This is a genomic window from Micromonospora sp. DT233, from assembly GCF_049841815.1.
Taxonomy (GTDB): domain Bacteria; phylum Actinomycetota; class Actinomycetes; order Mycobacteriales; family Micromonosporaceae; genus Micromonospora.
Map to the genome: position 1 here is coordinate 685593 of NZ_JBNCLB010000002.1, position 24278 is coordinate 709870.

Below are 24278 nucleotides of genomic sequence, written 5' to 3' on the forward strand. Positions count from 1 at the left end.
ACGTTGCTATCCGTTGTCACCGAACCCCGGGAGTTGGCGATGCAGACGTACCCACAGCCCACCTGGCTGCGACCGCACGACCCGGCGGAGTCGCCCGGCCCGATCCCCTCGGTGATCGCCCGTTTCGGTCGGGACGGGCGCGCGGGTCGACCGTCACTGACCGAGGCCGAGCGGGAGGCGTCCCGCTACACCGTCGTGCTGGTGCCGCCCGAGGCGGCCGAGGCGCTCGGCGACGGCCGGAGCGGGGCCGGCCTGCAGCTCTTCCTCGACGACGACTGGGACCATCAGCCGGCGTACCTGGACGAGGCGGTCAAGCTGATCGAGGAAGCCTGCGGCGAGCCGGTCGTCCTCATCGAGCACCGCTCCGACCTGACCTACTGGACCGCCCAGGTCCGCCCCGGCGACTGACCGCCACCATCCCCGCGCTGCCTAACTGATCACGGCGTCGGCTGAGTCCATGATTTCGACATGCTGTACTCGACGCCCCGGCTGACCGGCGAGGACGAGCGCGTGCTCGCCGAGTTGGACGCCATGCGGGAGGCCCTTCGATACCAGGTCGCCCAGCCACACGGATGGATCAGAAACCTCCGCAGGTCCCTGATCGCCCACGCGATCCAGGGGTCCAACTCGATCGAGGGGTACCAGGTCGGGCTGGACGACGCCGTCGCCGCGGTGGCCGGGGACGATCCGATGGAAACCAGTCCGGGCACCTGGGACGTCATCACCGGCTACCGCGACGCCCTCACCTACGTGCAGCAACTGGGTCGCTCCCGTGAGTTCGACTGGCAGCACATGCTCCTCAACGCCCTGCACTTCATGATGATGCGGCACGAGCTGACCAAGTGGCCGGGGAGATACCGCCCTGGGGACATCTACGTCGACGAAGCCCAGACCGGCCGACGCGTCTACACGGGGCCGGATGCCGACGAGGTGCCGACCCTGGTCGCCGAGTTGATCGACTGGCTTGCCGACGGGAACGCCGACAGCCCGCTCCTCGTGCGCGCGTCGATGGCCCACCTGAACCTGGTCAAGATCCATCCGTGGCGCGACGGGAACGGACGGATGTCGCGGTGCCTGCACACCCTGGTCCTCGCCCGCGACGGCGTCCTCGCACCCGAGTTCTCCTCCATCGAGGAGTGGTTGGGCGCAGGCCGGAACACCTACGCCTACTACGACGTGTTGGCCGAAGTCGGCGGCCAGAGTTGGCAGCCGACGAACGACGCCGGCCCGTGGATCCGATTCTGCCTGAGCGCGCACCACCAACAGGCGCAGTTGGTCCGGCAGCGCCTCGACCAGGCCGCCCGCCTGTGGGAACTGCTCGACGAGCGGGTGCGCCAGCGCGGGCTTCCCGAGCGCGTGGTCGGCGCGCTCCACCTCGCGGCGACCGGCGGCCGGGTGCGCCGCACCGTCTACCAGCGCGACGAGGCCCTCACCGACGACCAGGCCACCCGTGACCTTCGCGCCCTGACCAAGGCGGGATTCCTCGAACAGCACGGGCAGACCCGAGGCAGGTACTACGTCGCCTCGGCCACGCTGCGCGAGCTCGCCGCGCCCGCACGCCGCCCCAGGGAGATCAGCGACCCGTACGCCGCCGACCGCTGAAGAACCCGGGGCGCGACCGGCGTGCCGTCAGGCGTCGTAGTCGATCGTGAGGATGTCGGTGGTGGGGCTGGACTGGCAGGTCAGCACGTAACCGGCGGCCAGCTCGTCGGGCTCCAGCGCGTAGTTGCGGGCCATCGTCACCGCGCCGTCGACGACCTTCGCCCGGCAGGTCGAGCAGACCCCGCCCTTGCACGCGTACGGCAGCTCGGCGCGCACCCGCAGCGCCGCGTCGAGGACCCGCTCCTCGCGGCCCATCGTGAACGCCGACGACCGGCCGTCCAGCACGATCGTCACCTCCGTGCCGGTGCCGGCGTGCTCCGTGGGGCGCAGTGGCGGCGCGGGGGCCTCGGCGACGTGGAACAGCTCCGTGTGCACCGCCGAGTCCGGCACGCCGCGCCCGGCCAGCACCGCCTGCGCGTCGACCACCATCCCGTACGGGCCGCAGACGAACCACTCCTCGATGGCGTCGCCCGGAACGATCGTCTCCAGCAGTCGGCCCAGCCGCTCGGTGTCGATGCGCCCCGACAGCAGCGGCGACTCGCCCTGCTCCCGGGAGAGCACGTGCACCAGGTGCAGCCGGGTCGGGTAGCGGTCCTTCAGGTCCGCCAGCTCCTCGGCGAACATCACCGAGTTCGCGGTGCGGTTGCCGTACACCAGGGTGAAGGTGCTGGCCGGCTCGACGGCCAGGGCGGTGGCGACCAGCGCGAGCACCGGGGTGATCCCGGAACCGGCGACGACCGCGCCGTAGCGGCGCGCCCGCGCCGGGTCGAACGCCGTGGTGAAGTGCCCCAGCGGCGGCAGCACCTCGACGGTGTCGCCGTGCCGCAGGGCCCCGCAGGCGTACGCGGAGAAGGCCCCGCCGGGGATCTCCCGCACCCCGATCCGCAGCCGGCCGTGCCGGGCCAGATCCTCGGGGGTGGAGCAGATCGAGTACGACCGCCGCACGTCCTCGCCGCCCGCCCCGGCGGAGCCGGTGGGCCCTGCTCCGGCTCCGGCGGGCAGGCGCACCGTCAGGTGCTGGCCGGCGCGGAACGCGTAGGTCTCCCGCAGCTGCGGCGGCACGCCGAAGGTGATCGCCACGGCGTCGGCGGTGAGCCGGTCGACGGCGATCACGGGCAGCGGGTGGAAGACCGGCCGGCGGCGGACCGGGCGGGTGATCGTGACAGTCACAGCGCCTTCAGGTGGTCGAAGGGTTCGGCGCAGGAACGGCAGCGCCACAGGGCCTTGCACGCGGTGGAGCCGAAGCGGCTGACCTGCTCGGTCTCCGGGGAGCCGCACTGCGGGCAGCGGACCGCGAGGGTCAGCGGCACGACACCCCCGGAGCCCGTGCCCCCGGTGCCGACCGGGGCCGGCGGGGCGATCCCGGCGGCGGCGAGCTTGGCCCGGCCGGCGGCGGAGATCCAGTCGGTGCTCCACGCCGGGCTGTAGACGGTGCGGACCTCGGCGTCCGGGTGCCCGGCGGCGGCGAGCGCGCGGCGGATGTCGGCGCGGATCACGTCCATCGCCGGACAGCCGGTGTAGGTGGGGGTGATGGTCACGGTGACCCGGCCGGTGGCCCGATCGGTCTCGACCGCCCGCAGGATGCCCAGCTCGTCGATGGTGATCACCCGGATCTCCGGGTCCACCACCGCCGCCGCGGCCTGCCTGGCGTCTACCACTTCGCCCCCGGGTGGGCGCGGTGCACCACCTGGAGCTCCGCCAGCAGGAACGACAGGTGCTCGGTGTGCAGGCCCTCCCGCCCGCCGGCCGGGGCCCAGCCGCCCGCCGGCACGGTCAGAGTGGCCTCGGCGAGAACCGGCTCGACGGCGGCGTCGAACTCGGCGCGCAGCGCGGTCGGGTCGATCGGCGCGCCGGGGAACGGCGCGAAGAGCTCGCCGGCGTACGGCCAGACCTCGTCGAGCGCGGCCTGCATCCGGCGGTGCGACTCGGCGGTGCCGTCGCCGAGCCGGCGCACCCAGAGCGCGGCGTGGTCGAGGTGGTACGCCGACTCCTTGCGCGCCTTCGCCCCGATCGCGGCGAGCCGCTCGTCGGGGCAGCCGGCCAGCGCGGTATAGAGCGGGAGCTGGTACGCCGAGAGCAGCAGCAGCTTCGCCATGGTGACCGCGAAGTCGCCGTTGGGCAGCTCGACCAGCAGGCAGTTGCGGAACTCCCGGTCGTCGCGCAGGTATGCCAGCGCGTCCTCGTCGCGGCCCGCGCCCTCCAGCTCGCCCGCGTACGTCAGCAGCAGCCGGGCCGCGCCGAGCTGGTCGAGGGCGATGTTCGCCAGCGCGACGTCCTCCTCCATCTCGGGGGCGCGGCTGGTCCACTCCCCGAGCCGCTGGGCGGCGATCAGGGCGTCGTCGCCGAGGGCGAGGGCAAAGTCGAAGGGGCCGTTCACAGGTGGGCCACCCCGTCCGGCACCTCGTAGAAGGTGGGGTGGCGGTAGACCTTGTCGGCCGCCGGGTCGAAGAAGGCGTCCTTCTCGTCGGGGCTGGACGCGGTGATCGCGCCGGCCGGCACCACCCAGATCGAGACGCCCTCCTGGCGGCGGGTGTAGAGGTCCCGCGCGTTGCGCAGGGCCAGCTCGGCGTCCGGGGCGTGCAGGCTGCCGACGTGGCTGTGCGCCAGCCCGCGCCGGGCCCGGACGAACACCTCCCAGAGCGGGTTCTGCTCGGCGCTCATGCCGCCACCTTCTCCTTCTGCTCCACGCGCTGCCGCTGCTTGGCCGCGTACGCCGTCGCGGCCTCGCGCACCCAGGCCCCGTCGGCGTGGGCGCGGCGGCGGTGCTCCATCCGCTGCCGGTTGCACGGCCCGTTGCCCTTGATCACCCGCATCAGCTCGTCGTAGTCGGGCTGGGTGTAGTCGTGTGCCTGGCGCTCGTCGTTCCAGCGCAGCGCCGCATCGGGCAGGGTGAGGCCGAGGATCTCGGCCTGCTGCACGCACATGTCGACGAAGCGCTGGCGCAGCTCGTCGTTGGAGAACCGCTTGATCTTCCACGCCATCGACTGCTCCGAGTGGGTGGAGTCGCCGTCCGGCGGGCCGAACATGGCCAGCGACGGGTACCACCAGCGGTTGACCGCGTCCTGCGCCATCGCCTTCTGCGCCTCGGTGCCGTGGGCCAGGGTGTGCAGGATCTCGAACCCCTGCCGCTGGTGGAACGACTCCTCCTTGCAGACCCGGATCATGGCCCGCGCGTACGGCCCGTAGGAGCAGCGGCAGAGCGGCACCTGGTTGACGATCGCCGCGCCGTCGACCAGCCAGCCGATCACCCCGACGTCGGCCCAGGTCAGGGTCGGGTAGTTGAAGATCGAGCTGTATTTCTGCCGCCCCTCGAGCAGCAGCCGCACCAGCTCGTCCCGGTCGATGCCGAGGGTCTCCGCCGCGGCGTAGAGGTAGAGGCCGTGCCCGGCCTCGTCCTGCACCTTGGCCAGCAGGATGGCCTTGCGCTTGAGCGACGGGGCCCGACTGATCCAGTTCCCCTCGGGCTGCATCCCGATGATCTCGGAGTGCGCGTGCTGGGCGATCTGCCGGATCAACGTCTTGCGGTACGCCTCGGGCATCCAGTCGCGCGGCTCGATCTTCTGGTCGGCGTCGATCACGTCGGTGAAGTAGGCCTCGAGGTCGGCGTCCGCCCCGGTGGGGGCGCCGCCGCGCTGCCGGGACGCCGCCTCCCGCAGCGCCGCCTCCGCCGCCTCCACCTCGCCGAGCAGGCCACCGCCGGGCGCGTCCTCGGGGGCGGAGAAGTCGTTGCCATACATGGCCCCAAGTGTTACAGCTCGCCCCCATCGACACTAGGGGGTGTCACAGGTTTTCCCGCTCCCGCCCGCCCGGCCGTCATTCCGGCGCTCCGGCCTCCCCCGTCAGCGGGGTTCGGGCCCGGCAGCCGGGCACAGCTATGACATGGGTCACTTTTGATAGGTGAATGCTACCAATCGGGGCGTATCCGTGCATTGCCCCGCCGCGACGGCGCGTCGGCGGGTGGCGGAATCTGGCGCGGCGGCTTTCCGGACGTAGACTCTGCCGGTCACCCCGATCGGCTGACGACGATCGCCACGCCCCACGCGGCCGCTTCCCCCGGGCCCCGGCGATCAGGCCGACACTTCCGGAAAACGACCGGTCCCCCCGGCCCTGACATCTGGAGCTCATCCACTCATGCGACCTCGCGTGGCCATGGTGCTCGCTGTCGTGGCGGTCCTCCTCGGCGGCGCCATGCTGGTTCCCGCCGCGTACGCCCGGCTCTCCGACGACGGCTCCGGCGGTGCCGGCGGGGGCGCGGGGAGCGTGGCGGCCCCCGAGCCGACCGCCCCGCCGCCGCCCACCCTGGCGGCCGGCCCGGTCTCGGTGAACTTCTCCGGCGAGTTCTTCTCCTGGGCCCTGCTGGACCGGACCACCGGCACCATCTCCGGCTCGAAGAACAAGGCCTCGACCAGCTCGACCGAGTCGATGATCAAGGTCTGGATCGTCTCCGACTACCTGCGCCAACTCGGCGACAAAGAGCCCTCCGCCACGCTGAAGAAGCAGGCCAGCGCGGCCATCCGGCACAGCAACGACGACGCGACGAACGCCGTCTATAGCGCGGCGGGCGGCTCGTACGCGAAGCTGCCGAACGGCCAGCCGGGCCCGGTGATCAAGCGGGCGATCAGCATCTGTGGCCTCACCGACACCAAGCGCGGCAACGTCGCCGGGTACGAGGGCTACTGGAGCTTCACCCGGATGTCCCCCCGGGACGCCGTCCGGCTCGGTGACTGCATCGCCAGCGGCAAGGCGGCCGGGAAGAAGTGGACCAAGTGGGTGCTCACCGAGATGAGCAAGGTCCAGGGCAGCGTCAAGGATCAGCAGCTGAAGTCCGGCGGCGGCAAGTGGGGCATCGTCGACGGCCTGCCGGCCTCGATCAAGGCGCAGGGGCCGGTCAGCATCAAGAACGGCTGGACGCCGCTGAACTACGATGGGAACTGGCACGTCAACTGCCTCGCGGTCACCGAGAAGTGGAGCCTCGCCGTCATGCTGCGCTACCCGCAGAAGAACGGCCTGAGCTACGGCGCGAAGGTCTGCGCCTCCGTGGCCACCCAGCTCGTCACCCCGCAGCCGGGCGCCGCGCTGAAGGTGCCGCAGCAGCCGGTCGGGAAGCTCTGATGGCGGGCAGCCGCCGGGCCGGCGGCGGCGACACCTCGCCGCTGCGCCTGATCGCCGTCGCCGCCGTACTGATCGGGTTGGTGCTGGTGTCGCTGCGGCTGCTGCCGGGCTCCCCGCTGGCCTCGCCGGCCGTCGCCCAGTGGGGTGACCCCTCCGCGCCGGTCGACCGCGCGGGCGACAGCGCGCCGGGGCGCAGCTCGCGCTCGGCCCCCACCGCCAGCCCGTCGCCGTCGCCGGAGCCGCTGCCGTTCGCCGACGAGCAGATCGACCTGGACCTCAAGGGCTGGTACGCGTGGAGCGTGCTGGACACCCGCACCGGGAAGATCATCGGCTCGAAGAACATGGACGAGACCAACACCACCGCGTCGCTGATCAAGGCGTGGATCGTCGCCGACTACCTGCGCCGCGCCGACGACGCCGGGCAGACCCCGAGCGACGCCAAGCTCGCCGACGCCACCCGGATCATCCGCGACAGCGACAACACCCGCGCCGAGCAGTTCTACAACTCCGTCGGCCGGGCCGCGTCGATCAAGCGGCTGATCTCCCTCTGCAAGACCACCGACAGCAGCGTGGCGGCCGACGGGGGCTGGAGCCGTACGGCCCTCTCCCCCCGCGACACCGCGCGCCTCGGCGCGTGCATCGCCGACGGCCGGGCGGCCGGCCCGAAGTGGACGAAGTGGCTGATCAAGGAGATGCGGCTGGTCCGGGGCGCCGGTGACTTCGGCATCCGCAAGGCGTTCCCGGAGGCGGAGCGGAAGAAGATCGCCATCAAGAACGGGTGGATCGACCGGACCAGGGAGCAGGAGATGCACATCAACTGCCTGGCCATCGGCGACAACTGGACGATGGGCGTGATGGTCCGCTACCCGATCAACATGGGCTACGAGTACGGCATGAAGAACTGCCAGAAGATCACCGAAGCGGTCCTCGGCGACACACCATAGCGGCTGGCCCACGGGAGGCCTCGAAGATTCCAGGTCCCCGGTGAGCGACCCGCGTGCTACGGCGACCTGCGCTCCGGCAACCCGACGAGGTGACCGCATGGAATTTTCCGTCCTGATCCTCAGCATCGGAATGATCGCTTTCGTCGGCGTCTCGGCCGTCGGAGCGATCGTCGCTTGGCGCCGCAGCGAACCTTCAGCGCTAGGAAGAACGGCGTTTGCAGGCTGTCTCATGTTCCTTTTTGGCAGCCTCACCATCAGCCTGTGGATAGGCTTCGACCAGTGGGATCGACGAACTCACATTCATCGTGAATATTCAACGACAATGATACGTTATTGTGCTCTAGGATTAACTATGTGCCTCTGGTCGGGTGGCGTCGTGGCTCTGGTTTCGGCTGCATTGTCGCGGACGCGCACACAGAACCAGAACCACCAGAGCTGAAATAGCAGCGATTCGGCGCATCCGCGTCCGTAGTCAGGCGACGGGCCACCGTCCCCATCAGGGTCAGTTCGAGAACATCATCGGTCCGTCAGCCGGCAGCGGCGGTGCTTCACCGATCGCCGCGGCCCGGCGGGCGAACTCCCGCAGCCCGGCCACCTGTCGCCCGCCGAGCGAGAAGTCCAGCGCCCGGAAGTACGTCGCCAGGGTCTCCGCGTCGAACGGCTCCCAGCGGGCCGCCGCGTCGGCGACCTGGTCCAGCTCGGCCAGGCAGAGGTCGCGCGAGCGCAGGAACGCCTCGTGCACCTCCTTCACCCGGCCCGGGTGGGCGGCGGCGAAGTCGCGGCGCACCGCCCAGACGGCGAAGACCATCGGCAGCCCGGTCCACTCCCGCCAGGCCTGCCCGAGGTCGGTGACCTCCAGCCCCTTGGCGGGTGCCTCGTAGAGCGCCCGCAGCGCCACGTCGCCGATGAGCACCCCGGCGTCGGCCTCCAGCAGCATCTGGGTCAGGTCGGGCGGGCAGCGGAAGTACTCGGGGCGCACCCCGTACCGCTCGCCGAGCAGCAGCCGGGCCAGCAGCACCCCGGTGCGCGACGTCGAGCCCAGCGCCACCCGGCCGTAGTCCAGTTCGGCCAGCGGCCGGGTCGACACCACGTTGACCGAGAGCACCGGGCCGTCGCTGCCCACCGCGAGGTCGGGCAGCAGGAGCAGCTCGTCGGCGTGGCGCAGGTATTCCACCAGCGAGATCGGCCCGATGTCGAGGTCACCGGCGACCAGCGCGGCGCTCAGCGCGTCCGGCGTGTCCTTGCGCAGGTCGACGTCGATGAGGGCGCCGGAGCGCATCAGACCCCAGTAGATCGGCAGGCAGTTCAGGAACTGGATGTGTCCGACCCGGGGGCGGGCGATGCGGTCAGCCATGCTCCGACCGTATCCCCGCCCGTCGCCGAGGGCTCAACGGGCGACCTCCGGAGTGGCCAATCCCGCACCCGGGGCCGCTTGCTCCCGCCGGGCGGCGGCGCGCTCCGCGCGGCCCGCTCGGGCGACCGGGGCGGCGAACGCGGCGACCGTCAGCGTGCCGGCCAGGCCGCACGCGAGCAGCGCCCGTCACGCAACCTTGAGCTGCTCGTCGCCGAAGTCCGCGATCAACTTCAGCGTCCCACCGAGTGCATCGACGTAGCGGGCAAGCACCTCCTGCGTCGAGACGTCACCGGCTTCGATCTGGGAGACCCGCGCCACCGAGACACCCATTCGAGCAGCCACCTGCTCCTGGGTCATATCGCGCCTTCTCCGCAGCTCCGCAAGGCGCCAGCCGCGCGCCTGGTCGAGCATCTGACCGACGGCAGCGCCCAAGGCTTCCTTCCCACCTGCGGTATCGATCGCTCGATCCAGATGGTCGGTATCGCGCCAGCGCTTGGTTCCACTCATGCCCCTGCCTCCTCCTGCCGTTCCTTCAAGTATGTGGCGTAGCGCTGTTCCGCCTCAGGTATCGCCTCGCGGTACCAGCGATCCCAGCGGCCCGACTTGTCGCCGGCGACCAGCAGCACTGCAGACCGCCAGGGATCAAAGACAAACAAAACCCTGACCTCGGCTCGCCCCGCTGACGGCGGTCGCAACTCCTTCAAATTGCTAAGCCGGGAGGCGGTGATGGTGTCGACCAGGGGTCGGCCTTCCGCTGGCCCGTTGTGCTCCAGGACCAGGATGGCCTGATTGACGAGCCGGTGTGACTCTCGATCGGCTTCGTAGAGAGCGTCCAGGAACTCCTCGACCTCGCTGGTCATCAAAATCTCCCAGATCACTAACCCGCCTCCTGGTTAAGAGTATTCTTAACTTCGACCGCTCGTGCAACGACTCGCTCTGCCCGCAAGACACGGGAGACAGGGCGTGAAGGGCTCGCCGGTGGCCGAGCGGTGGCGCGAAAAGCCATGCTGTGGCCGTATCCCCGGGGCCGTATCCCCGGGGCCTGCCCGGGCCTCAGCGGGCGGCCGCAGGAGTGGCCAATCCCGCACCCACCCCCGGGGCCTCCGCGTCCCGGCGGGCTGCGGCAGCGCGCTCCGCGCGGGCCGCCCGGGCGACCGGGACGGCGAACGCGGCGACCGTCAGCGTGCCGGCCAGGCCGCAGAGCGCCACCAGCGGTCGGGGCTCGGCCAGCTCCAGCAGGATGCCGCCCATGGCGAGCCCGGCCATCGAGGCCCCCTGCCCGGACGAGCCGAAGACGGCGTACGCCCGACCGCGCGCCGCCTCCGGCACCCGGCGGGCCAGCAGCACGTTGTTGAGGACGTTGTCCCCGCCGTTGGTCACGCCGCCGAGCAGCCAGATCGGCATCAGCACCCAGGCCGACGGCACGGCGGCGGAGACCAGCACCGCGACGCAGCAGCCGCCCAGCAGGAACAGGCCGGCGCCGAGCAGCCGGCCGTCGTCGGTGATCCGGCGGGCCAGCGGGGCGAACACCCACGCGCCCAGCACGCTACCGAGCATCCAGGCACCGGTGACCAGCCCGTAGACGGTGGTGGTGCTGCCCAGCGTCTCCCGGATGAAGAAGACCTCGATCACGTTGATCGCCCCCACCGCGCCGAACACCCCGGCCAGGGAGGCCACCATCGCGAACAGCAGCGGATCGCGGCGCAGCCGCCAACCCGTCGCCGTCGCCGCCTCGGGCCGCGTCGGTTCGCCCGCGTACGTCGTCGGGGCGGTCTTGCGGGCACCGCCCCGGCGGGTCCGGATCAGCAGGCCGGCGGCGACCAGGACCAGGTAGCTGGCCGCGTCCAGGAGCAGCGGCAGGCGGGTGCCGAACCCGCCGACCAGCACGCCGGCCAGCGCGGGGCCGGCCAGCGCGCCGAGGGTGCCGGCGGTCTGGTTGAGGGCGCTGGCCCGGGGCAGGTCCGCCGGCCGCACCATCGCCGGCACCAGCGCGGAGAGCACCGGTTGGGTCACCGCGAGGCCGGCCGCGAGCAGCGCCACCAGGCCGATGACCAGGGTCGGGTGCCGCGTGTACGCGAGAAGCAGGCAGATCGCGGCCTGGGCCAGGCCGGCCCCGATCAGCAGGGTTCGGGAGCTCACCCGGTCGGCGAGCCGCCCGGTCAGCGGGGCGAGGACGACCAGCGGCAGGGTCGCCGCGATCAGCAGCCCGGAGACGGCCAGCCCGCCCGCCCCGGCGGACTGCAGGGCCAGGGTGAGGGCGCTCGCCGCGAGGAAGTCGCCGCAGCTCGATACGCCCCGGGCCGCGGTGGCGAGCCCGACGTCGGACCAGCGCGACCGCCCAGGCGTGAAGGACATACTTCGAAAATAATCCTTCACACTTGTCGCTGGCAATGCCCTGCCGTCAGCGATCGCTTACCGTCGGCGCGGTCCGCTCAGTCGATCGGTGCCGCCCGCCACTGCACCGCGACGGTGCGCGCCTCGGCCGGCGGGTTCGACCGCAGCCGGCGGCGGTACGGCGTCAGCAGGTCCTGGACCGCGTCGTTGAGCGCGCCCAACTCCTCGGCGGTGAGCAGCAGCACGCTGTCGCTGAACGAGCCGACGGCGTACCACTCCGGGGCCTCCTCCGGCGCCCGGCGCAGCCAGTCCCGGGTCCGCTGCGCGTCCCGCGCGATGTGCGCCTCCACCAGCACCCGCTCGGCGGCCCGCGCCTCGGGGTCGGCCGCCTGACCGGCCGTCACGGAGTAGATCGGACTGAACGCCCGCCACACCCGCTCCCGGGCGTCCCCCCGGCTCGGTGCCTGCTCGATCAGCCCGAACTTCGCCAGCGCGCGCAGGTGGTAGCTGGTCGCGCTGGGCGAGAGCCCGACCAGTTCTGCGCACTCGGTGGCGGTGGCACCACTCGGGAGCGAGGCGAGATGTTCCATGATCGCGAGCCGGGCCGGATGGGCCAACGCCCGCATCACCTGCGGATCGCTGATCGTCACCTGCCGCCGCTCAGGCCGTGCCTCGGTCATGGCCCCATGATCCCGCCGCCGGCCCACCGGTGCCATCGCCCTCGCCAGCCAACCCCGCCCGATCCGGCGTACCGGGGCGATTGCAACGGTGTGACGGTCGTCCGCTGACGGTCGGCGGAGCCGGACTGCCAGTGCTTCGCCGACGGCCTACGCGAGCAGATCCCAGTACGAGGCCGACGCCGGACGACAAGGGGCCTGGCAAGCGCGAGCCACGCGAGCTCGGACTGTGGGCCAACTCCTCGGACCGAGATCACCGGACCGCTCGGCCTCGGCAACTTCCCGCCTCACCGCTCGACACAAAGATCACCTGCGATCACCTTCCCACATGATGAGATTCATGTTCTGCTGTTCAGGAACACAAAGAGATCTTGGTAAATCCAGGCCCCCATAGGGGCCATTTGGCACCAAGATCTCTTAAGGTGTGGCGCGCCGCATGGCCGCGAGGTGGGCCGCGCCGCCCTAGGCGAGGAGTGCGCGGGGGCACGCGGCGAGGACCGCGCGAAGGGCGGCGAGGACCGCGCGAGGGGCGGGACTTTGCCCCGGGTTTGGGCCGTCGGGCTCTTGATCGACACCATGTCAGGGATGTCGCGCTCTCCCAGCGCAGCGAAGGCGCCATGTAACGCATTCGGTGCTGATCATGACCATCAGCCGCAGGGACACGAGCGCCATGTCCGCCTCGCCTCCGTGGACACGCGTCGACGGGGCTGGATAATGCCGCGACCGGCACCCACGCCGGGCGTAGACTGTCTGCCCCCGCCGACGGCCGCGGTGTCGAGCACCGCAGCGGACGTCCCCGCGCCAGCCCTTTCCCGGGCCGGAAACGCGAGCGGCAGCGTTTGTCCCCGCGCCGAGGAGTACGTCGGATGAGCCCGCACGCCCCCGTGACCCTGGAAACCGAGCTCGCCGCCGAGCGGGCCCACCTGGACGCGTCCCGCGCCGCCCTGACCCGGATGCGCGAGCGGACCGAGGCCCTCTTCTCCACCGGCCACAACGTCGCCGGCGACGCGTTCACGGCGGAGTCGCTGGGGCGCACCCTGTCCCGCCGGGTCGCCGAGCTGGCCGACCGCCCCGACACCGCCCTCTTCTTCGGCCGGCTCACCTTCGGTGCCGAGGTGCACCACGTCGGCCGCCGGCACGTCACCGACGACCTGGGCGAACCCATGGTGCTGGACTGGCGGGCCCCGGTGTCCCGCGCGTTCTACCGGGCCAGCGCCCGCGACCCGCAGGGCGTCACCGTGCGCCGCCGCTTCGGCTTCGACCGGGGCCTGCTGACCAGCTTCGAGGACGAGCGGTTGGACCGGGGCGAGGAGTTGGGCACGGCCAGCCGCATCCTCACCGCCGAGATCGAGCGCCCCCGCGTCGGCCCGATGCGCGACATCGTCGCCACCATCCAGCCCGAGCAGGACGAGCTGGTCCGCGCCGACCTGGCCGACTCGATCTGCGTGCAGGGCGCGCCGGGCACCGGGAAGACGGCGGTCGGGCTGCACCGGGCGGCGTACCTGCTCTACCTGCACCGGGAGCGGCTGCGCCGGTCCGGGGTGCTGATCGTGGGGCCGAACCGGGCGTTCCTGTCGTACATCGCGGCGGTGCTGCCGGCCCTCGGCGAGGTCGAGGTCGAGCAGGCGACCGTGGAGGACCTGATCGCCCGGGTGCCGGTGCGGGCCGTCGAGCCTGCCGAGGTGGCGGCGTTGAAGCACGACGCGCGGATGGCCGAGGTGCTGCGCCGGGCGGTCGAGGCGAGCATCGCCGCGCCGACCGAGCCGATCATGGTCTCGGACGGCTCGTTCCGCTGGCGGATCGGCCTGGACCCGCTGCACCGGGTGGTCGAGGAGATCCGCCGGGAGGGGCTGCCGCACGCCACCGGCCGGGAGCGGGTCCGGGCCCGGGTGGTCGGGCTGCTGCAACGCCAGGCCGAGGCCCGCCGGGCCGAGTCGCCGAGCGACGCCTGGCTGCGCCGGATGGGCCGGTGCCGCCAGGTCACCGACCTGCTGGACACGGTCTGGCCGGCGCTCACCCCCGAGGGGCTGGTGCACACCCTGCTGGCCGACCCGGCGGCGCTCGCGGGGGCGGCCGACGGGATCCTCACCGAGGCCGAGCAGGCGCTGCTGACCTGGGCGAAGCCGGCGCGCACCCCGAAGGCGACGAAGTGGACGGCCGCCGACGCGGTGCTCGTCGACGAGGCCGCCGGGCTGCTGGACCGCCCCGTCGGCTTCGGGCACGTGGTGATCGACGAGGCGCAGGATCTCTCCCCCATGCAGTGCCGGGCCATCGCCCGGCGCAGCGAGCACGGGTCGCTCACCCTCCTCGGCGACCTGGCGCAGGGCACCGCGCCGTGGGCCGCCCGCGACTGGCGGGACTCCCTGGCCCACCTGGGCAAGCCGGACGCGCAGGTGGTGCCGCTGAGCGTCGGCTTCCGGGTGCCCGCCGCCGTGGTGGCGTTCGCCAACCGGCTGCTGCCGGCGCTCGACGTGGACGTACCCCCGGCCGAGTCGCTGCGCCGCGACGGCGCGCTGGAGGTGCGTACCGTGGACGATCTGGCGGCGGCGACGGTGGCCGAGGTGCGGGCGGCGCTGGCCCACGACGGCTCGGTCGGGGTGATCGCCGCCGACGACGCGGTGGACGGGCTCCGCGCGGCGCTGGCCGCCGCCGGCATCGACACCGCGACCGCCGCCGACGTCGAGACCGAGGCGCGGGTCACCGTGGTCCCGGCGACGCTGGTCAAGGGCCTGGAGTACGACCATGTGGTGACCGTCGAGCCGGCCGCGATCGTGGCCGCCGAGCCGCGCGGCCTGCACCGGCTCTACGTGGTGCTCACCCGCGCGGTGTCCCGGCTGACGGTGCTGCACACCGCCCCGCTCCCCGCCCCGCTGGGGTGAGCCGGGGCCGGCCCCGGCGCGTCACAGCTTGCTGGTGGTGGTGGCGGAGCGCTTGATCAGGATCAGGCAGCCCAGCAGCGACGACGCCGCCTGCGCCAGCACCCAGGGCCAACCGAGCACCTCGGGAGCCCGCGCGGTGAGCAGGCCGATGGAGACCGGCAGGGTCAACACCGCCAGCACGTCGATCCCGTTGACGAGCCAGAGCAGCACCCCGGCGGGGAACGCGCCGAGCGGGGTGTCGATGAGGATCGTGCCGATGCTCGCGGCGCTCGCCCTGGCCCGCTGGAACGCGCCGGCGGCGACGGCCGGCCCGGCGGCGAGCCCCAGGGCCCACCACGGGCCGTCCAGCTCGCCGGCGACCTGGAGGCCGCCCAGGGCGAGCGCACCCCAGCAGGCCCCGATGACGGCGGGGACGGCGAGCCGCTGCACGGTCACCCAGCGGCCCGTGACCCCGAGCAACCGGAGCAGCGCCGGGTTCGCCGCGTCGCTGTGGGTGGACTCGCCGGTGAGGCCGGCGGCGGCCAGGGCCCCGACGAGGAGCACGCCCATCGCCAGCCAGCCCGGCCCGTCGGCGAGGAGGGTGGGCAACGCGGCACCGCCCGCGAGCCACCACAGCCGCCCCGCCTTGCGGCGCACCATGAGCAGGTCCTGCGCGACCAGCGGCGGCAGGCGTCGGTGCGCGACCAGCCTGGTCGTGCGGATGCCCGTACGCCGTCGCCAGAACCGTCGCGCGCTCAGCTCGGCCAGGAACGAGGGCTCGACGGCGTAGACGACGTCGGCGTAGGCGCCCGCGTTGACCGCCGCCTCCGCGATCGGGGCCGTCGGCCAGCGGTCGAGCCGCCGACGGGCGGCGAGCACCGCGCCGAGCGCGGCGGCGAGGGCGAGGCAGCCGAGGGCGAGCTGCGCCGCCGCCGGCGGGGCCCACCCGCGCGGCAACCGGTAGGTGCCGAACATCTGGAATCCCGCCGCCACCAGCAGGCAACCGACGCCGACGGCGACGCCCGCCCCGTCGGCGACGCGGGCGGTGGTGGGCCGTTGCTGGCAGTACAGCGCCACGAGCGCCACGATGATCGCGGCCGCGCCGCCGGTGGTGACGGCGCCCGCGAGGACGCCCGGTCCCGCCGGACGGGCGGCGAGGTGGCCGGCCACGGCGAGGCCGGTCGCGCCGCCCAGTACGAGCGCCGCGCCGGTGGTCAGCGCCAGCGCCGGGGTCAGCAGGAGCCGGCGCGACACCGGCGCGGGCAACAGCCAGGTCGCGTCGCTGCGACTGATCGCCAGGGGACCGAGTTGGCGCAGTACGACGAAGAACGCCGCGAGCGCCGCCACGGCACCGACGACGACCGTCGCGGACGGCCCGGTGCTCGGCGGCTGCCGCGGCCAGACGACGGCGGCGACGGACTCACCGACCAGCGCGACCGCCATCAGCACCGCCAGGAACACCAGGTAGACGGTGCCGACGTCGACCCGCCCCTCGGCGGCGATGCGCCGCCGACGAATCCAGCGCCGGACGTCGACGTCGGCGGCCGGGCGGCCGGGTGCCGGCGCTCGGGTCAGGGCCACAGCCGGCCCTCCGGCCGGCGCAGGGCGACCGAGGTCGCGCCGACGCTGCGCCAGAAGGTCTCGTCGTGGCTGGCCATGACGAGGGTGCCGCCGCCGGTCACGTAGTCCCGCAGGTGCGCCACGACGGCGGCCTTGATCGCGGTGTCGAGGCGTTGCTCCGGCTCGTCGAGGATCAGCAGGCGGCTCGGGCGGACGAAGGTCGCCGTCAGCAGGAAACGCTGGCGCTGGCCGGACGACAGCGTGCTGGGGAGGCTGTCGGCGAGGCCGGTCAGCCCCAGCCGGTCGGCCACGACGTCGATGTGCCCGTCGTCGGGGTCGCCGCCGTTGGCGACCCGCACGAGGTCGAGATGCTCGCGGACGGTGAGCCCCTGGTACCAGCTCGGGGACTCCACGGTGGTCGCTACCTGCCGCCAGAACTCCACGCTGCGACCGGGCGTCGTGGCGAAGACCGTGACCGTGCCGCCGGACGGCTCCTGCACGCCCGCGACGCAGCGCAGCAGGGTGGACTTGCCGGCCCCGTTCTCACCCACCAGCGCGACGGCGGCGCCCTCGGCGACCTGCAGATCGACGGCGTCGAGGACGACCGTGGAGCCGTAGGCGACCGTGAGGCCGTCGACGTCGACGACGGGAGCTGGCCGGGCGGTCATCGCGACACGCTCAAGGTGAGGGCCTCCGCTTTCGCACTATCGATTTCGGCCGCGTGGCCGAAAGGGATGCGCGCCGCCTGGGCCGGCGATTGCGTGCAGGCTATCGCATTCGCCATTGTCGTCGGGGCAGCAGGAATCGAGGATATGCGACCGTTTGCACCCGTGGGCGAGGATCGACGGAGGAATCGAACTGCCAGGGAGGCAACATGCACCTGTCACGCCGCGCTTTTCTCCTGGCCGGGGCCGGCACCGCGCTGGCGGCCGCCCCGCTGGCGGCCGGCGCCCCGGCGCACGCCGGCCCGGTCGCCCGGCGGCTGCCGGTGGACGCCCTCGCCGCCGGCCTGAAGGCGATCACCGACGCCGGCATGGTGGGGGTCTTCGCCGAGGTGCGCGACGGTCGGGACCGTTGGCGGGGCGCCAGCGGGGTGGCCGACATCGACACCGGGCGGCCGATGCTGCCGGGGGTGCGGCACCGGGTCGGCAGCATCACCAAGACGTTCGTCGCCGCCACGCTGCTGCAACTCGTCGGCGAGCGGCGGGTGTCGCTCGACGCCCCGATCGGCCGCTACCTGCCGGAGTTCGCGGTGGCCGGGGTCACCGTCGAGATGCTGCTCAACCACACGAGCGGGATCGGCGACTACGTGAGCGTCATCTTCCCCACCGCCGAGGACATCCTGGAGAAGCGGTACACCACGTTCCCGCCCCGGCAGCTCGTGCGGGGTGGGCTGGACGCGCCCCGCACCGGCACGCCCGGGGAGAAGCACTCCTACTCGAACACCAACTACATCCTGGCCGGGCTGATCATCGAGCGGGTCACCCGCCGGTCCGCGACCGACGAGGTCCACCGGCGGATCATCCGGCCGTTGGGGCTGCGCGACACGTACTTCCCCGGCCGGCGGCCCCGCATCGCCGGGCCGCACAGCGCGGCCTACGTGCCCTGGTACGACGGGGAGCTGCTCGACCTCAGCGTGAGCAACATGTCCTGGGGTTGGACGGCCGGTGCACTAATCTCCACGGCCGCCGACCTGAACCGGTTCTACCGCGCGCTGCTCGGCGGACGGCTGCTGCGCCCCGCCGAACTTGCCCGGATGCGGACCACCGTGCCGATGCTCCCGGAGGACCCCGACGCCGCCGGCTACGGCCTCGGCCTCTACTGGTTGGCCCTGCCGCAGGGCCGGGCATGGGGGCACGACGGGTTGGTCTTCGGGCACTCCACCATCTCGCTGCACAGCGCCGACGGCTCCCGGCAGGTGACGCTGGGCACGAACGTGACCCACTACGCGCTGCCCGGCCAGCCCGACCCGATCGCGCAGGCCGTGGCCGCGTTCGTGGTCACGGCGCTCACCGGGACCGGCAGCGCCTCGGCGCGCACGGCGACGGCGTTCCGGCTGCCCACCGCCGTTCCGCCGCCCGGCGGCCCGGCGCTGGTCCGCCCCCTGCCGCGCTGACCCGGTCGGGCCCGGCCCCGAGCCGGGCCCGCGCCCGACGGGCCCCGTCACCGCCGCCGGTGACGGGGCCTCGGCGGGTCGCGCTCAGGGCCGGACCCGCCTCGGCGGGTCGCGCTCAGGGCGGGGCGGCGGGGCCGCCGGCAGGCTGGCACGAGACCCGATGGCGCCGCGCTCAGGTGAGGGCGGCGGCGATGGCGCGCAGCGGGTCGCCCGATTGGGCGATCGGCACGGTGCAGGCGACCCACGAGCCGTCGGCGAACTCGATCCGCAGCCGCTTCGGGTTCAGCCGGTGCCAGCCGACCCGGGCCGCCGCGACGTCCGCGCGGGGCACCGACCAGATCGCCTCCAGCTCGGCGGCGGAGCGGTCGCCGGTGCCGGACCAGAGCGACGTGGGGCCGGTGACGCAGAGCAGCAGCCGCCGGTCGGTCACCGCCAGCACCCGTTCCCGCAGGCCGGGCCGCATGGTGGTCCGCCGGTCGGCCAGGGCCAGCCGGGACGCCGCCGAGCCGGGCTCGCCGCGCCCGGCCACCCCGTAGACCACGCGGTCGACCAGCCGGTCACCGGCGGGAAAGGACACCAGCGGGGAGACCACGTTGAGCAGGGCCCCGAGGAAACCCGGGCCACCGCCCGCGCCGCCGGCCTCGACCGGCGCGGCGGGCGGCTCCGGCGCGGTGACCCCGGCCGCCACGTCGGCCCGCGCGACGGCCAGCAGCCGCTCGTCGGGGGCCAGCAGCCGGGACACCCCCCCGGCGTACGGGTCGTCGGTCATCGTCAGTACCGGTCGGGCCGGTCGGCGTACCCGTCGGGGTCGCTCCGGCGGTCGGGCCCGGCGGTGGAGCCCCGGCCTGCGGTGGGGTTGCCGATGACCTCGCCGACCAGGTCGCGGACCCGGGCCGCCGCGGCCTCCTGGGCGCGGTTCGCGGCGGCCGTGAACTCCTCCGCCAGGGTGTACGAGTCGAGCCGCATCGCCCGCGCGTCCAACTGGGACGCGACGATCTTGCCGTCCGCGCCGGCGGTGACCCGGACCAGCCCCGAGTCGCTCATTCCCTCGGCGGTGCTCTGCTCCAGCTCGATCATCCGGGAGGCCAGCTCCCGCTGCCAGTCGTCGAGGTTGCGGGCCAACGCCTCGATGCGGTCCAGGCCGGGGAAGGTCATGTCGTCCTCTCAGTTAGGAGCCGGCGTCGAAAATATCCTGCAAGGCACTGCTGTACGGGCCGATGTCCTCGCTGTACGTGCCGTCGGGCAGGTAGTTGCGGTCCTTGTGCCCGTCGGAGACGTCGTGCATCCCGAACCCGGCGTCGGTCACCGCCCCGCCGAGGCCGTTGACGTTGACCGGGGAGACGGCGTTGACGGCGAACTTGCCGGGGAAGAGCGTCTTGAACCGTTCGATCTGGAACGCCCGCGCCTCGGCGGTCCACCCCGACTTGTTCCACGCCTTGTACGCCTTCTTCGCCTTGCGCAGCTCCAGGACCGCCCGGCGGTAGCGGGTCAGCAGCTCGGCCACCTTCTCCAGCTTGACCACCAGCTTGGTGAGGATCTCCGCGAACCGGGCGACGATCTTGCACATCCGGCCGACGGTGGTGGCGAGCCGGGCCAGGACGCGGGCCACGGTCGCGGCCAGCGAGATCCCGGCGCTGAGCGCCGCCGCCACCGCCGCGATGATCACCTCGGTCAGGAACCAGATCAGGAACTCCAGGATCAGCTCGACCAGCAGGTTGAACGCGTCCACCGCCGCGTTGGCCGCGTCGACCAGCACCTCCTTGGTGCCGTCCAGGCCCCGGGCCAGCTCCTCGATCGCCTCCTCCACCGACTCCATCGAGGCGTGGAAGCTCTCCGCCGCGTCCCCGGACCAGGAGCCGCGCAGCCGGGCCCGGTCGGCGACCTGGTCGCCGGCGATCTGCCGGACCGCCTCGCCGGTGCTCAGGCAGAGCTGCGCGGCGCGCATGCACTCCTCCGGCTCGCCAGCGACCATCTCCAGGAGCTGCTCGAACGGCCAGAGCACCGCGTCGGAGAGCGGCTTGAACGGGTCGGGGGTGCCCGACACGATCTGCTCGAAGTAGGTCTTGTTGCGCTGGAGCGCCTCGGTGCTCATCGATCCCCTCAGCCTGGGGTCGGGGCGGGACGGGGCGACGGCGACGGGGTCGGCCCGGGTGCGGACGCGCCGCCGCCGGGCACGAAGAGGGCCCGGTTGGCCACGTCCGACCCCGTGTACGCGCCGGCCGTGTCGTCGAGCCCCTCGGCGATGTCGGCCATCAACTCGGCCCCGTCGGCGAGCCCGGCGAGGCACGCCTCGAACTGCTCGGCGTACGCGGCGGCCAGGCTGAACGACGCCGGCATCACGCCGAACGAGTGCCGGGGCACGTGCCCGTCGGAGAACGACTGCCGAAGCTGCCGGAACTGCTCGGCCCGACCCCGGGACGCCCCGGCGAATGCGCTCAGCGCCTCCGGTTCGACGTCGAGATTCGCGTTCGGGCTCGTCACCGACCCTCCCCTGTGTCCTGTGTGACGGATCAACCGTACGGCGATCCCACCCTAGGCGATCGGTGCACGGGTCGAACATCTCCCGCGCTCCGGCTTTGGGGAAGTTGTCCGATTCCGGCCTCCGGCCGGCGCGACGGTGCCACGATGCCGACAGGGCGTCCCGACGGGGGCGGCCACCAGCTGCCGGCCGGGCGTCCGCCGGGGCGGCCGACGCCGACAGGGCGCCCCCACTCGGGCGTCACCGGCCGAGAGGGGTAAGCGTGAGCAGCGTCCCGCCGGGCACGCCGTGCTGGACCGACCTGGCCACCCCGGACCTGGCGGGCGCGCGACGGTTCTATCCGGAGCTGTTCGGCTGGACCGGCCGGGTCGCGCCGCAGCCGGAGGCCGCCGGGTACACCACCTTCCTCAAGGACGGCCGGGCGGTGGCGGGCGCCGGGCCGCCGAGCACCCCGGACCAGGTGCCGATCTGGTCGACGTACGTGGCGACCGACGACGCCGACCTGGTGACCACGCGGGTGGAGGCGGCCGGCGGGCAGGTGCTGGTCGCCCCGTTCGACGTGTTCGACCAGGGCCGGATGGCGGTCTTCGCGGATCCGGCCGGGGCGGCGTTCAGCGTCTGGCAGCCGATGGCCCACCCCGGCGCGGAGCTCTTCGACGTGCCCGGGTCGATGAGCTGGAACGAGCTGGTGACCCCGGACCCGCAGGGCGCGGAGGTCTTCTACGAGCTGGTCTTCGGCTGGCATCCGGAGGAGCGCCCGATGGGCCCGGTCGCGTACGTCGGGTGGCGGCTCGGGGACCGGATCGTCGCCGGCATGATGCCCCCGCTGGCCGACGACTTCCCGGCCGACCTGCCGGCGTACTGGACGGTGTACTTCGCGGTGGCCGACGCCGACGCCACCGCCGCCCGCGCCGCCGAACTGGGCGGGTCGATCCTGGTCCCGCCCCGCGACATCTCCCGGGGCCGCCTAGCAGCCCTCCGCGACCCCCAGGGCGCCCTCTTCTCCGTCATCGCCTTCCCCAACTAACCCCACCCCCCCACCCCACCCCCACCCCACCCCACCCCCACCCCACCCCACCCCCACCCCACCCCGCCGGGTTGATCAAGAGGTTTGCGTCATGTTGGAGATCAAAATTGACGCAAACCTCTTGATCAACGGGGTCTTAGCGGGCGGGCCGAGGGCTCAGCGGGGGCGGGTTGGGACCACCAGGGGGCCGTGGTCGCCGGGGAGGACGCGGACCGAGGCGCGGTAGTGGCGGGCCAGCAGGTCCTCGGTGAGCACCGTTTCGGGTGGGCCGGTGGCGGCGACGCGGCCGGCGGCCAGCAGGACCATCCGGTCGGCGTACTCGCCCGCGAGGGAGAGGTCGTGCATGGTGGCCAGGACGGTCAGGCCGTGCTCGCGGCGGAGCTGGTCGACCAGCTCCAGCACCTCCTGCTGGTGGCCGATGTCCAGGGCGCTGGTCGGCTCGTCGAGCAGCAGCAGGGTGGCACCCTGGGCGAGCGCCCGGGCCAGGAAGGCCCGCTGTCGCTCCCCGCCGGAGAGGGTGGCCAGTTCCCGGCGGCGCAGGGCGGTGAGGTCGAGCCGGTCCAGCACGTCCCGCACGGCGGCCAGGTCGGCGGCGGACTCCCGGCCCAGGGTCGGCACGTACGGGGTCCGGCCGAGCAGCACGTACTCGAAGACCGACATGCCGGCCGGGACGACCGGGGACTGGGCGACGGTGGCCACCAGCCGGGCCCGGTCGCGGCGGCGCAGCGCCTCGCTGGGCGTACCGAAGAGGGAGATGGCGCCCGGCGCGGGCAGCAGGCCCCCGACGGCGCGCAGCAGGGTCGACTTGCCGGCGCCGTTCGGGCCGATCACGGTGACCCAGCCGCCCGGCGCGACGGTCAGGTCGACGCCGCGCAGGATCGGCGCGCCGTCCAGCGTGACGTGCAGGCCCCGCACCTCGACGGCGGGGGCCGCACCGCCGGCGGGCCCGGAGCCGGCGGAAGGCCCGGAGCCGGCGGAAGGCCCGGAGCCGACGGGCGCGGAGCCGGCGGCTGGCCCGTGGCCGACGGGCGCGGAGCCGGCGGCTGGCCCGTGGCCGTCGGCGGGCGCGGGGCGTGGGGTGGGCGGGGCGCTCATGTGGGCATCCGGCGGATCGTGCGCAGGACCAGGACGAAGAACGGGCCGCCGAGCAGCGCGGTGACCACGCCGATCGGGACCTCCGAGGGGGCGGCGGCGGTGCGGGCGACCACGTCGGTCAGCGCCAGGAACGCCGCGCCGAAGAGCAGCGAGAGCGGCAGGATCACCCGGTAGCTCGACCCGGCGAGCAGCCGCACGGTGTGCGGGACGATGATCCCGACGAAGCCGATCAGCCCGGACGCGGAGACGGCCGCGGCGGTGCCGAGCGAGGCGGCGGCGATCAGCAGGTACCGGGAGCGCTGCGGGTGCAGGCCCAGGCTGATCGCCTCGTCGTCGCCGACGGAGAGGACGTCCAGCTCGCGGCGGTGCAGCAGCACGACGACGGTGGTGAGCAGGAAGTACGGCAGCACCAGCCGCACGTCCGCCCAGCCGGCGGTGGCGAGCCGCCCGAGCAGCCAGGAGTAGACCTGCTGGATGGTGTCGGAGTTGCGTTGCAGCAGGTACGTCTGGCCGGCGGAGAGGAACGCCGACACGGCCACCCCCGCCAGGATCAGCGTCGCCGTCGAGCCGCCCCGCCCGCCGGCCGCCCCGAGCACGTACGTCAGGGCGACCGCGCCGAGCGAGCCGACGAACGCGGCCAGCGGGACGGTCACCGGCAGCCCGGCCAGCAGGTCGCCCGCGCCGAGGGCGATCGCGGCGGTGACGCCCAGCCCGGCTCCGGCCGCCACCCCCAGCAGGTACGGGTCGGCCAGCGGGTTGCGGAACACCCCCTGGTAGCAGCCGCCGGCCAGGGCGAGCAGCCCGCCGACGAGCAGCCCGAGCACCACCCGGGGCAGCCGCAGCTCGGTGACGATGGCGATCTCGCGCTCGGTGAGGCCGCTGTTCAGGCGTACCCCGGGCAGCAGGTTGAGCAGTTCGGCGGCGACGCTGCCGGGGGGCAGGACGACCGGCCCGAGGCAGACCCCGGCGACGAGCGCGACGGCCACGGCGAGCACCCCGGCGACCAGCCAGCCGGGCCGCAGCCCGGCCGGCCGGTCGACGGCGGTGGTGGTGGCCTTGGCGGGGCGCCCGGTCAGCGTCGTACGCACGACCGGAGGCCCTTCCGCGCCGCGCCGCGCGG

At 73.4% G+C, this 24278-nt stretch carries 26 protein-coding genes; 8 read left to right on the plus strand and 18 right to left on the minus strand.

Annotated elements, in window-relative coordinates:
- Positions 1 to 39 precede the first annotated feature (39 nt).
- Entirely contained in the window at positions 40 to 408 is a 369-nt protein-coding gene (locus ACLQ2V_RS07285; RefSeq protein ID WP_425717579.1) for a hypothetical protein, read from the plus strand.
- Positions 409 to 468: 60 nt separating this feature from the next.
- A complete protein-coding gene (locus tag ACLQ2V_RS07290) occupies positions 469 to 1602 on the plus strand; it encodes a Fic family protein (RefSeq protein ID WP_425717580.1) in 1134 nt (377 codons plus the stop codon).
- A 27-nt stretch (positions 1603 to 1629) separates the two neighbouring features.
- Here ACLQ2V_RS07290 and paaE read toward each other — a convergent pair whose 3' ends face one another.
- Genes paaE through paaA form a run of 5 tightly spaced genes read right to left on the minus strand, consistent with a single transcriptional unit; the run spans position 1630 to position 5339 of the window.
- Positions 1630 to 2772 carry a 1,2-phenylacetyl-CoA epoxidase subunit PaaE gene (gene paaE / locus ACLQ2V_RS07295; RefSeq protein ID WP_425717581.1) on the minus strand — a complete coding sequence of 381 codons (1143 nt, stop codon included), beginning with the start codon at positions 2770 to 2772 and terminating at the stop codon, positions 1630 to 1632.
- A complete protein-coding gene (paaD, locus tag ACLQ2V_RS07300) occupies positions 2769 to 3260 on the minus strand; it encodes a 1,2-phenylacetyl-CoA epoxidase subunit PaaD (RefSeq protein WP_425717582.1) in 492 nt (163 codons plus the stop codon). Before paaD ends, paaE begins: the two co-directional genes overlap by 4 nt.
- Positions 3254 to 3979 carry a 1,2-phenylacetyl-CoA epoxidase subunit PaaC gene (gene paaC / locus ACLQ2V_RS07305; RefSeq protein WP_425717583.1) on the minus strand — a complete coding sequence of 242 codons (726 nt, stop codon included), beginning with the start codon at positions 3977 to 3979 and terminating at the stop codon, positions 3254 to 3256. Before paaC ends, paaD begins: the two co-directional genes overlap by 7 nt.
- Entirely contained in the window at positions 3976 to 4263 is a 288-nt protein-coding gene (gene paaB / locus ACLQ2V_RS07310; RefSeq protein WP_425717584.1) for a 1,2-phenylacetyl-CoA epoxidase subunit PaaB, read from the minus strand. The genes paaC and paaB overlap by 4 nt, the downstream gene beginning before the upstream one ends.
- Entirely contained in the window at positions 4260 to 5339 is a 1080-nt protein-coding gene (gene paaA, locus ACLQ2V_RS07315; RefSeq protein WP_425717585.1) for a 1,2-phenylacetyl-CoA epoxidase subunit PaaA, read from the minus strand. The genes paaB and paaA overlap by 4 nt, the downstream gene beginning before the upstream one ends.
- Before the next feature lie 394 nt (positions 5340 to 5733).
- Here paaA and ACLQ2V_RS07320 point away from each other — a divergent pair, with 394 nt between their 5' ends.
- From ACLQ2V_RS07320 to ACLQ2V_RS07330, 3 genes are all read left to right on the plus strand, one after another.
- A complete protein-coding gene (locus tag ACLQ2V_RS07320; protein WP_425717586.1) occupies positions 5734 to 6714 on the plus strand; it encodes a hypothetical protein in 981 nt (326 codons plus the stop codon).
- Positions 6714 to 7658, plus strand: a complete 945-nt coding sequence (locus ACLQ2V_RS07325; protein WP_425717587.1) for a hypothetical protein — start codon at positions 6714 to 6716, stop codon at positions 7656 to 7658. The genes ACLQ2V_RS07320 and ACLQ2V_RS07325 overlap by 1 nt, the downstream gene beginning before the upstream one ends.
- 97 nt (positions 7659 to 7755) lie before the next feature.
- Entirely contained in the window at positions 7756 to 8097 is a 342-nt protein-coding gene (locus tag ACLQ2V_RS07330; RefSeq protein WP_425717588.1) for a hypothetical protein, read from the plus strand.
- 63 nt (positions 8098 to 8160) lie between these two features.
- Here the strand turns inward: ACLQ2V_RS07330 and ACLQ2V_RS07335 are convergent, their stop codons facing one another.
- From ACLQ2V_RS07335 to ACLQ2V_RS07355, 5 genes are all read right to left on the minus strand, one after another.
- Positions 8161 to 9012 carry a menaquinone biosynthetic enzyme MqnA/MqnD family protein gene (locus ACLQ2V_RS07335; protein ID WP_425717589.1) on the minus strand — a complete coding sequence of 284 codons (852 nt, stop codon included), beginning with the start codon at positions 9010 to 9012 and terminating at the stop codon, positions 8161 to 8163.
- Between the two features lie 186 nt (positions 9013 to 9198).
- Positions 9199 to 9519, minus strand: a complete 321-nt coding sequence (locus ACLQ2V_RS07340) for a helix-turn-helix domain-containing protein (protein ID WP_425717590.1) — start codon at positions 9517 to 9519, stop codon at positions 9199 to 9201.
- Complete coding sequence (locus ACLQ2V_RS07345) at positions 9516 to 9872, minus strand: type II toxin-antitoxin system RelE/ParE family toxin (protein WP_425717757.1); 357 nt, start codon at positions 9870 to 9872, stop codon at positions 9516 to 9518. Before ACLQ2V_RS07345 ends, ACLQ2V_RS07340 begins: the two co-directional genes overlap by 4 nt.
- Positions 9873 to 10065: 193 nt before the next feature.
- Positions 10066 to 11367 carry an MFS transporter gene (locus ACLQ2V_RS07350; protein WP_425717591.1) on the minus strand — a complete coding sequence of 434 codons (1302 nt, stop codon included), beginning with the start codon at positions 11365 to 11367 and terminating at the stop codon, positions 10066 to 10068.
- Positions 11368 to 11444: 77 nt separating this feature from the next.
- Entirely contained in the window at positions 11445 to 12026 is a 582-nt protein-coding gene (locus ACLQ2V_RS07355; RefSeq protein ID WP_425717592.1) for an ArsR/SmtB family transcription factor, read from the minus strand.
- A gap of 863 nt (positions 12027 to 12889) precedes the next feature.
- Between ACLQ2V_RS07355 and ACLQ2V_RS07360 the strand changes: the two genes are divergently transcribed.
- Positions 12890 to 14902, plus strand: coding sequence for a HelD family protein (locus ACLQ2V_RS07360; RefSeq protein ID WP_425717593.1), 2013 nt, complete (start codon positions 12890 to 12892; stop codon positions 14900 to 14902).
- Positions 14903 to 14923: 21 nt separating this feature from the next.
- Here ACLQ2V_RS07360 and ACLQ2V_RS07365 read toward each other — a convergent pair whose 3' ends face one another.
- On the minus strand, positions 14924 to 16456 hold the full coding sequence (locus ACLQ2V_RS07365) for a DUF6297 family protein (RefSeq protein ID WP_425717758.1): 1533 nt from the start codon (positions 16454 to 16456) through the stop codon (positions 14924 to 14926).
- Entirely contained in the window at positions 16453 to 17109 is a 657-nt protein-coding gene (locus ACLQ2V_RS07370) for an ABC transporter ATP-binding protein (RefSeq protein WP_425717594.1), read from the minus strand. Before ACLQ2V_RS07370 ends, ACLQ2V_RS07365 begins: the two co-directional genes overlap by 4 nt.
- A 365-nt stretch (positions 17110 to 17474) precedes the next feature.
- Between ACLQ2V_RS07370 and ACLQ2V_RS07375 the strand changes: the two genes are divergently transcribed.
- Complete coding sequence (locus ACLQ2V_RS07375; protein ID WP_425717759.1) at positions 17475 to 18557, plus strand: serine hydrolase domain-containing protein; 1083 nt, start codon at positions 17475 to 17477, stop codon at positions 18555 to 18557.
- 172 nt (positions 18558 to 18729) lie between these two features.
- Here the strand turns inward: ACLQ2V_RS07375 and ACLQ2V_RS07380 are convergent, their stop codons facing one another.
- From ACLQ2V_RS07380 to ACLQ2V_RS07395, 4 genes are read right to left on the minus strand one after another with little or no spacing between them, the layout of a single operon-like run.
- Entirely contained in the window at positions 18730 to 19326 is a 597-nt protein-coding gene (locus ACLQ2V_RS07380) for a hypothetical protein (RefSeq protein ID WP_425717595.1), read from the minus strand.
- 2 nt (positions 19327 to 19328) lie between these two features.
- Complete coding sequence (locus tag ACLQ2V_RS07385; RefSeq protein WP_425717596.1) at positions 19329 to 19712, minus strand: YbaB/EbfC family nucleoid-associated protein; 384 nt, start codon at positions 19710 to 19712, stop codon at positions 19329 to 19331.
- Positions 19713 to 19725: 13 nt separating this feature from the next.
- Positions 19726 to 20649 carry a WXG100 family type VII secretion target gene (locus ACLQ2V_RS07390; RefSeq protein WP_425717597.1) on the minus strand — a complete coding sequence of 308 codons (924 nt, stop codon included), beginning with the start codon at positions 20647 to 20649 and terminating at the stop codon, positions 19726 to 19728.
- Between the two features lie 8 nt (positions 20650 to 20657).
- A complete protein-coding gene (locus tag ACLQ2V_RS07395) occupies positions 20658 to 21038 on the minus strand; it encodes a WXG100 family type VII secretion target (protein ID WP_425717598.1) in 381 nt (126 codons plus the stop codon).
- Positions 21039 to 21298: 260 nt separating this feature from the next.
- Between ACLQ2V_RS07395 and ACLQ2V_RS07400 the strand changes: the two genes are divergently transcribed.
- Positions 21299 to 22063 carry a VOC family protein gene (locus ACLQ2V_RS07400; RefSeq protein ID WP_425717599.1) on the plus strand — a complete coding sequence of 255 codons (765 nt, stop codon included), beginning with the start codon at positions 21299 to 21301 and terminating at the stop codon, positions 22061 to 22063.
- A 156-nt stretch (positions 22064 to 22219) separates the two neighbouring features.
- Here the strand turns inward: ACLQ2V_RS07400 and ACLQ2V_RS07405 are convergent, their stop codons facing one another.
- Positions 22220 to 23158: an ABC transporter ATP-binding protein gene (locus ACLQ2V_RS07405; RefSeq protein WP_425717600.1), complete on the minus strand. Its 939-nt coding sequence runs from the start codon at positions 23156 to 23158 to the stop codon at positions 22220 to 22222.
- A complete protein-coding gene (locus ACLQ2V_RS07410; protein WP_425717601.1) occupies positions 23155 to 24246 on the minus strand; it encodes a FecCD family ABC transporter permease in 1092 nt (363 codons plus the stop codon). The genes ACLQ2V_RS07405 and ACLQ2V_RS07410 overlap by 4 nt, the downstream gene beginning before the upstream one ends.
- Positions 24247 to 24278 lie beyond the last annotated feature (32 nt).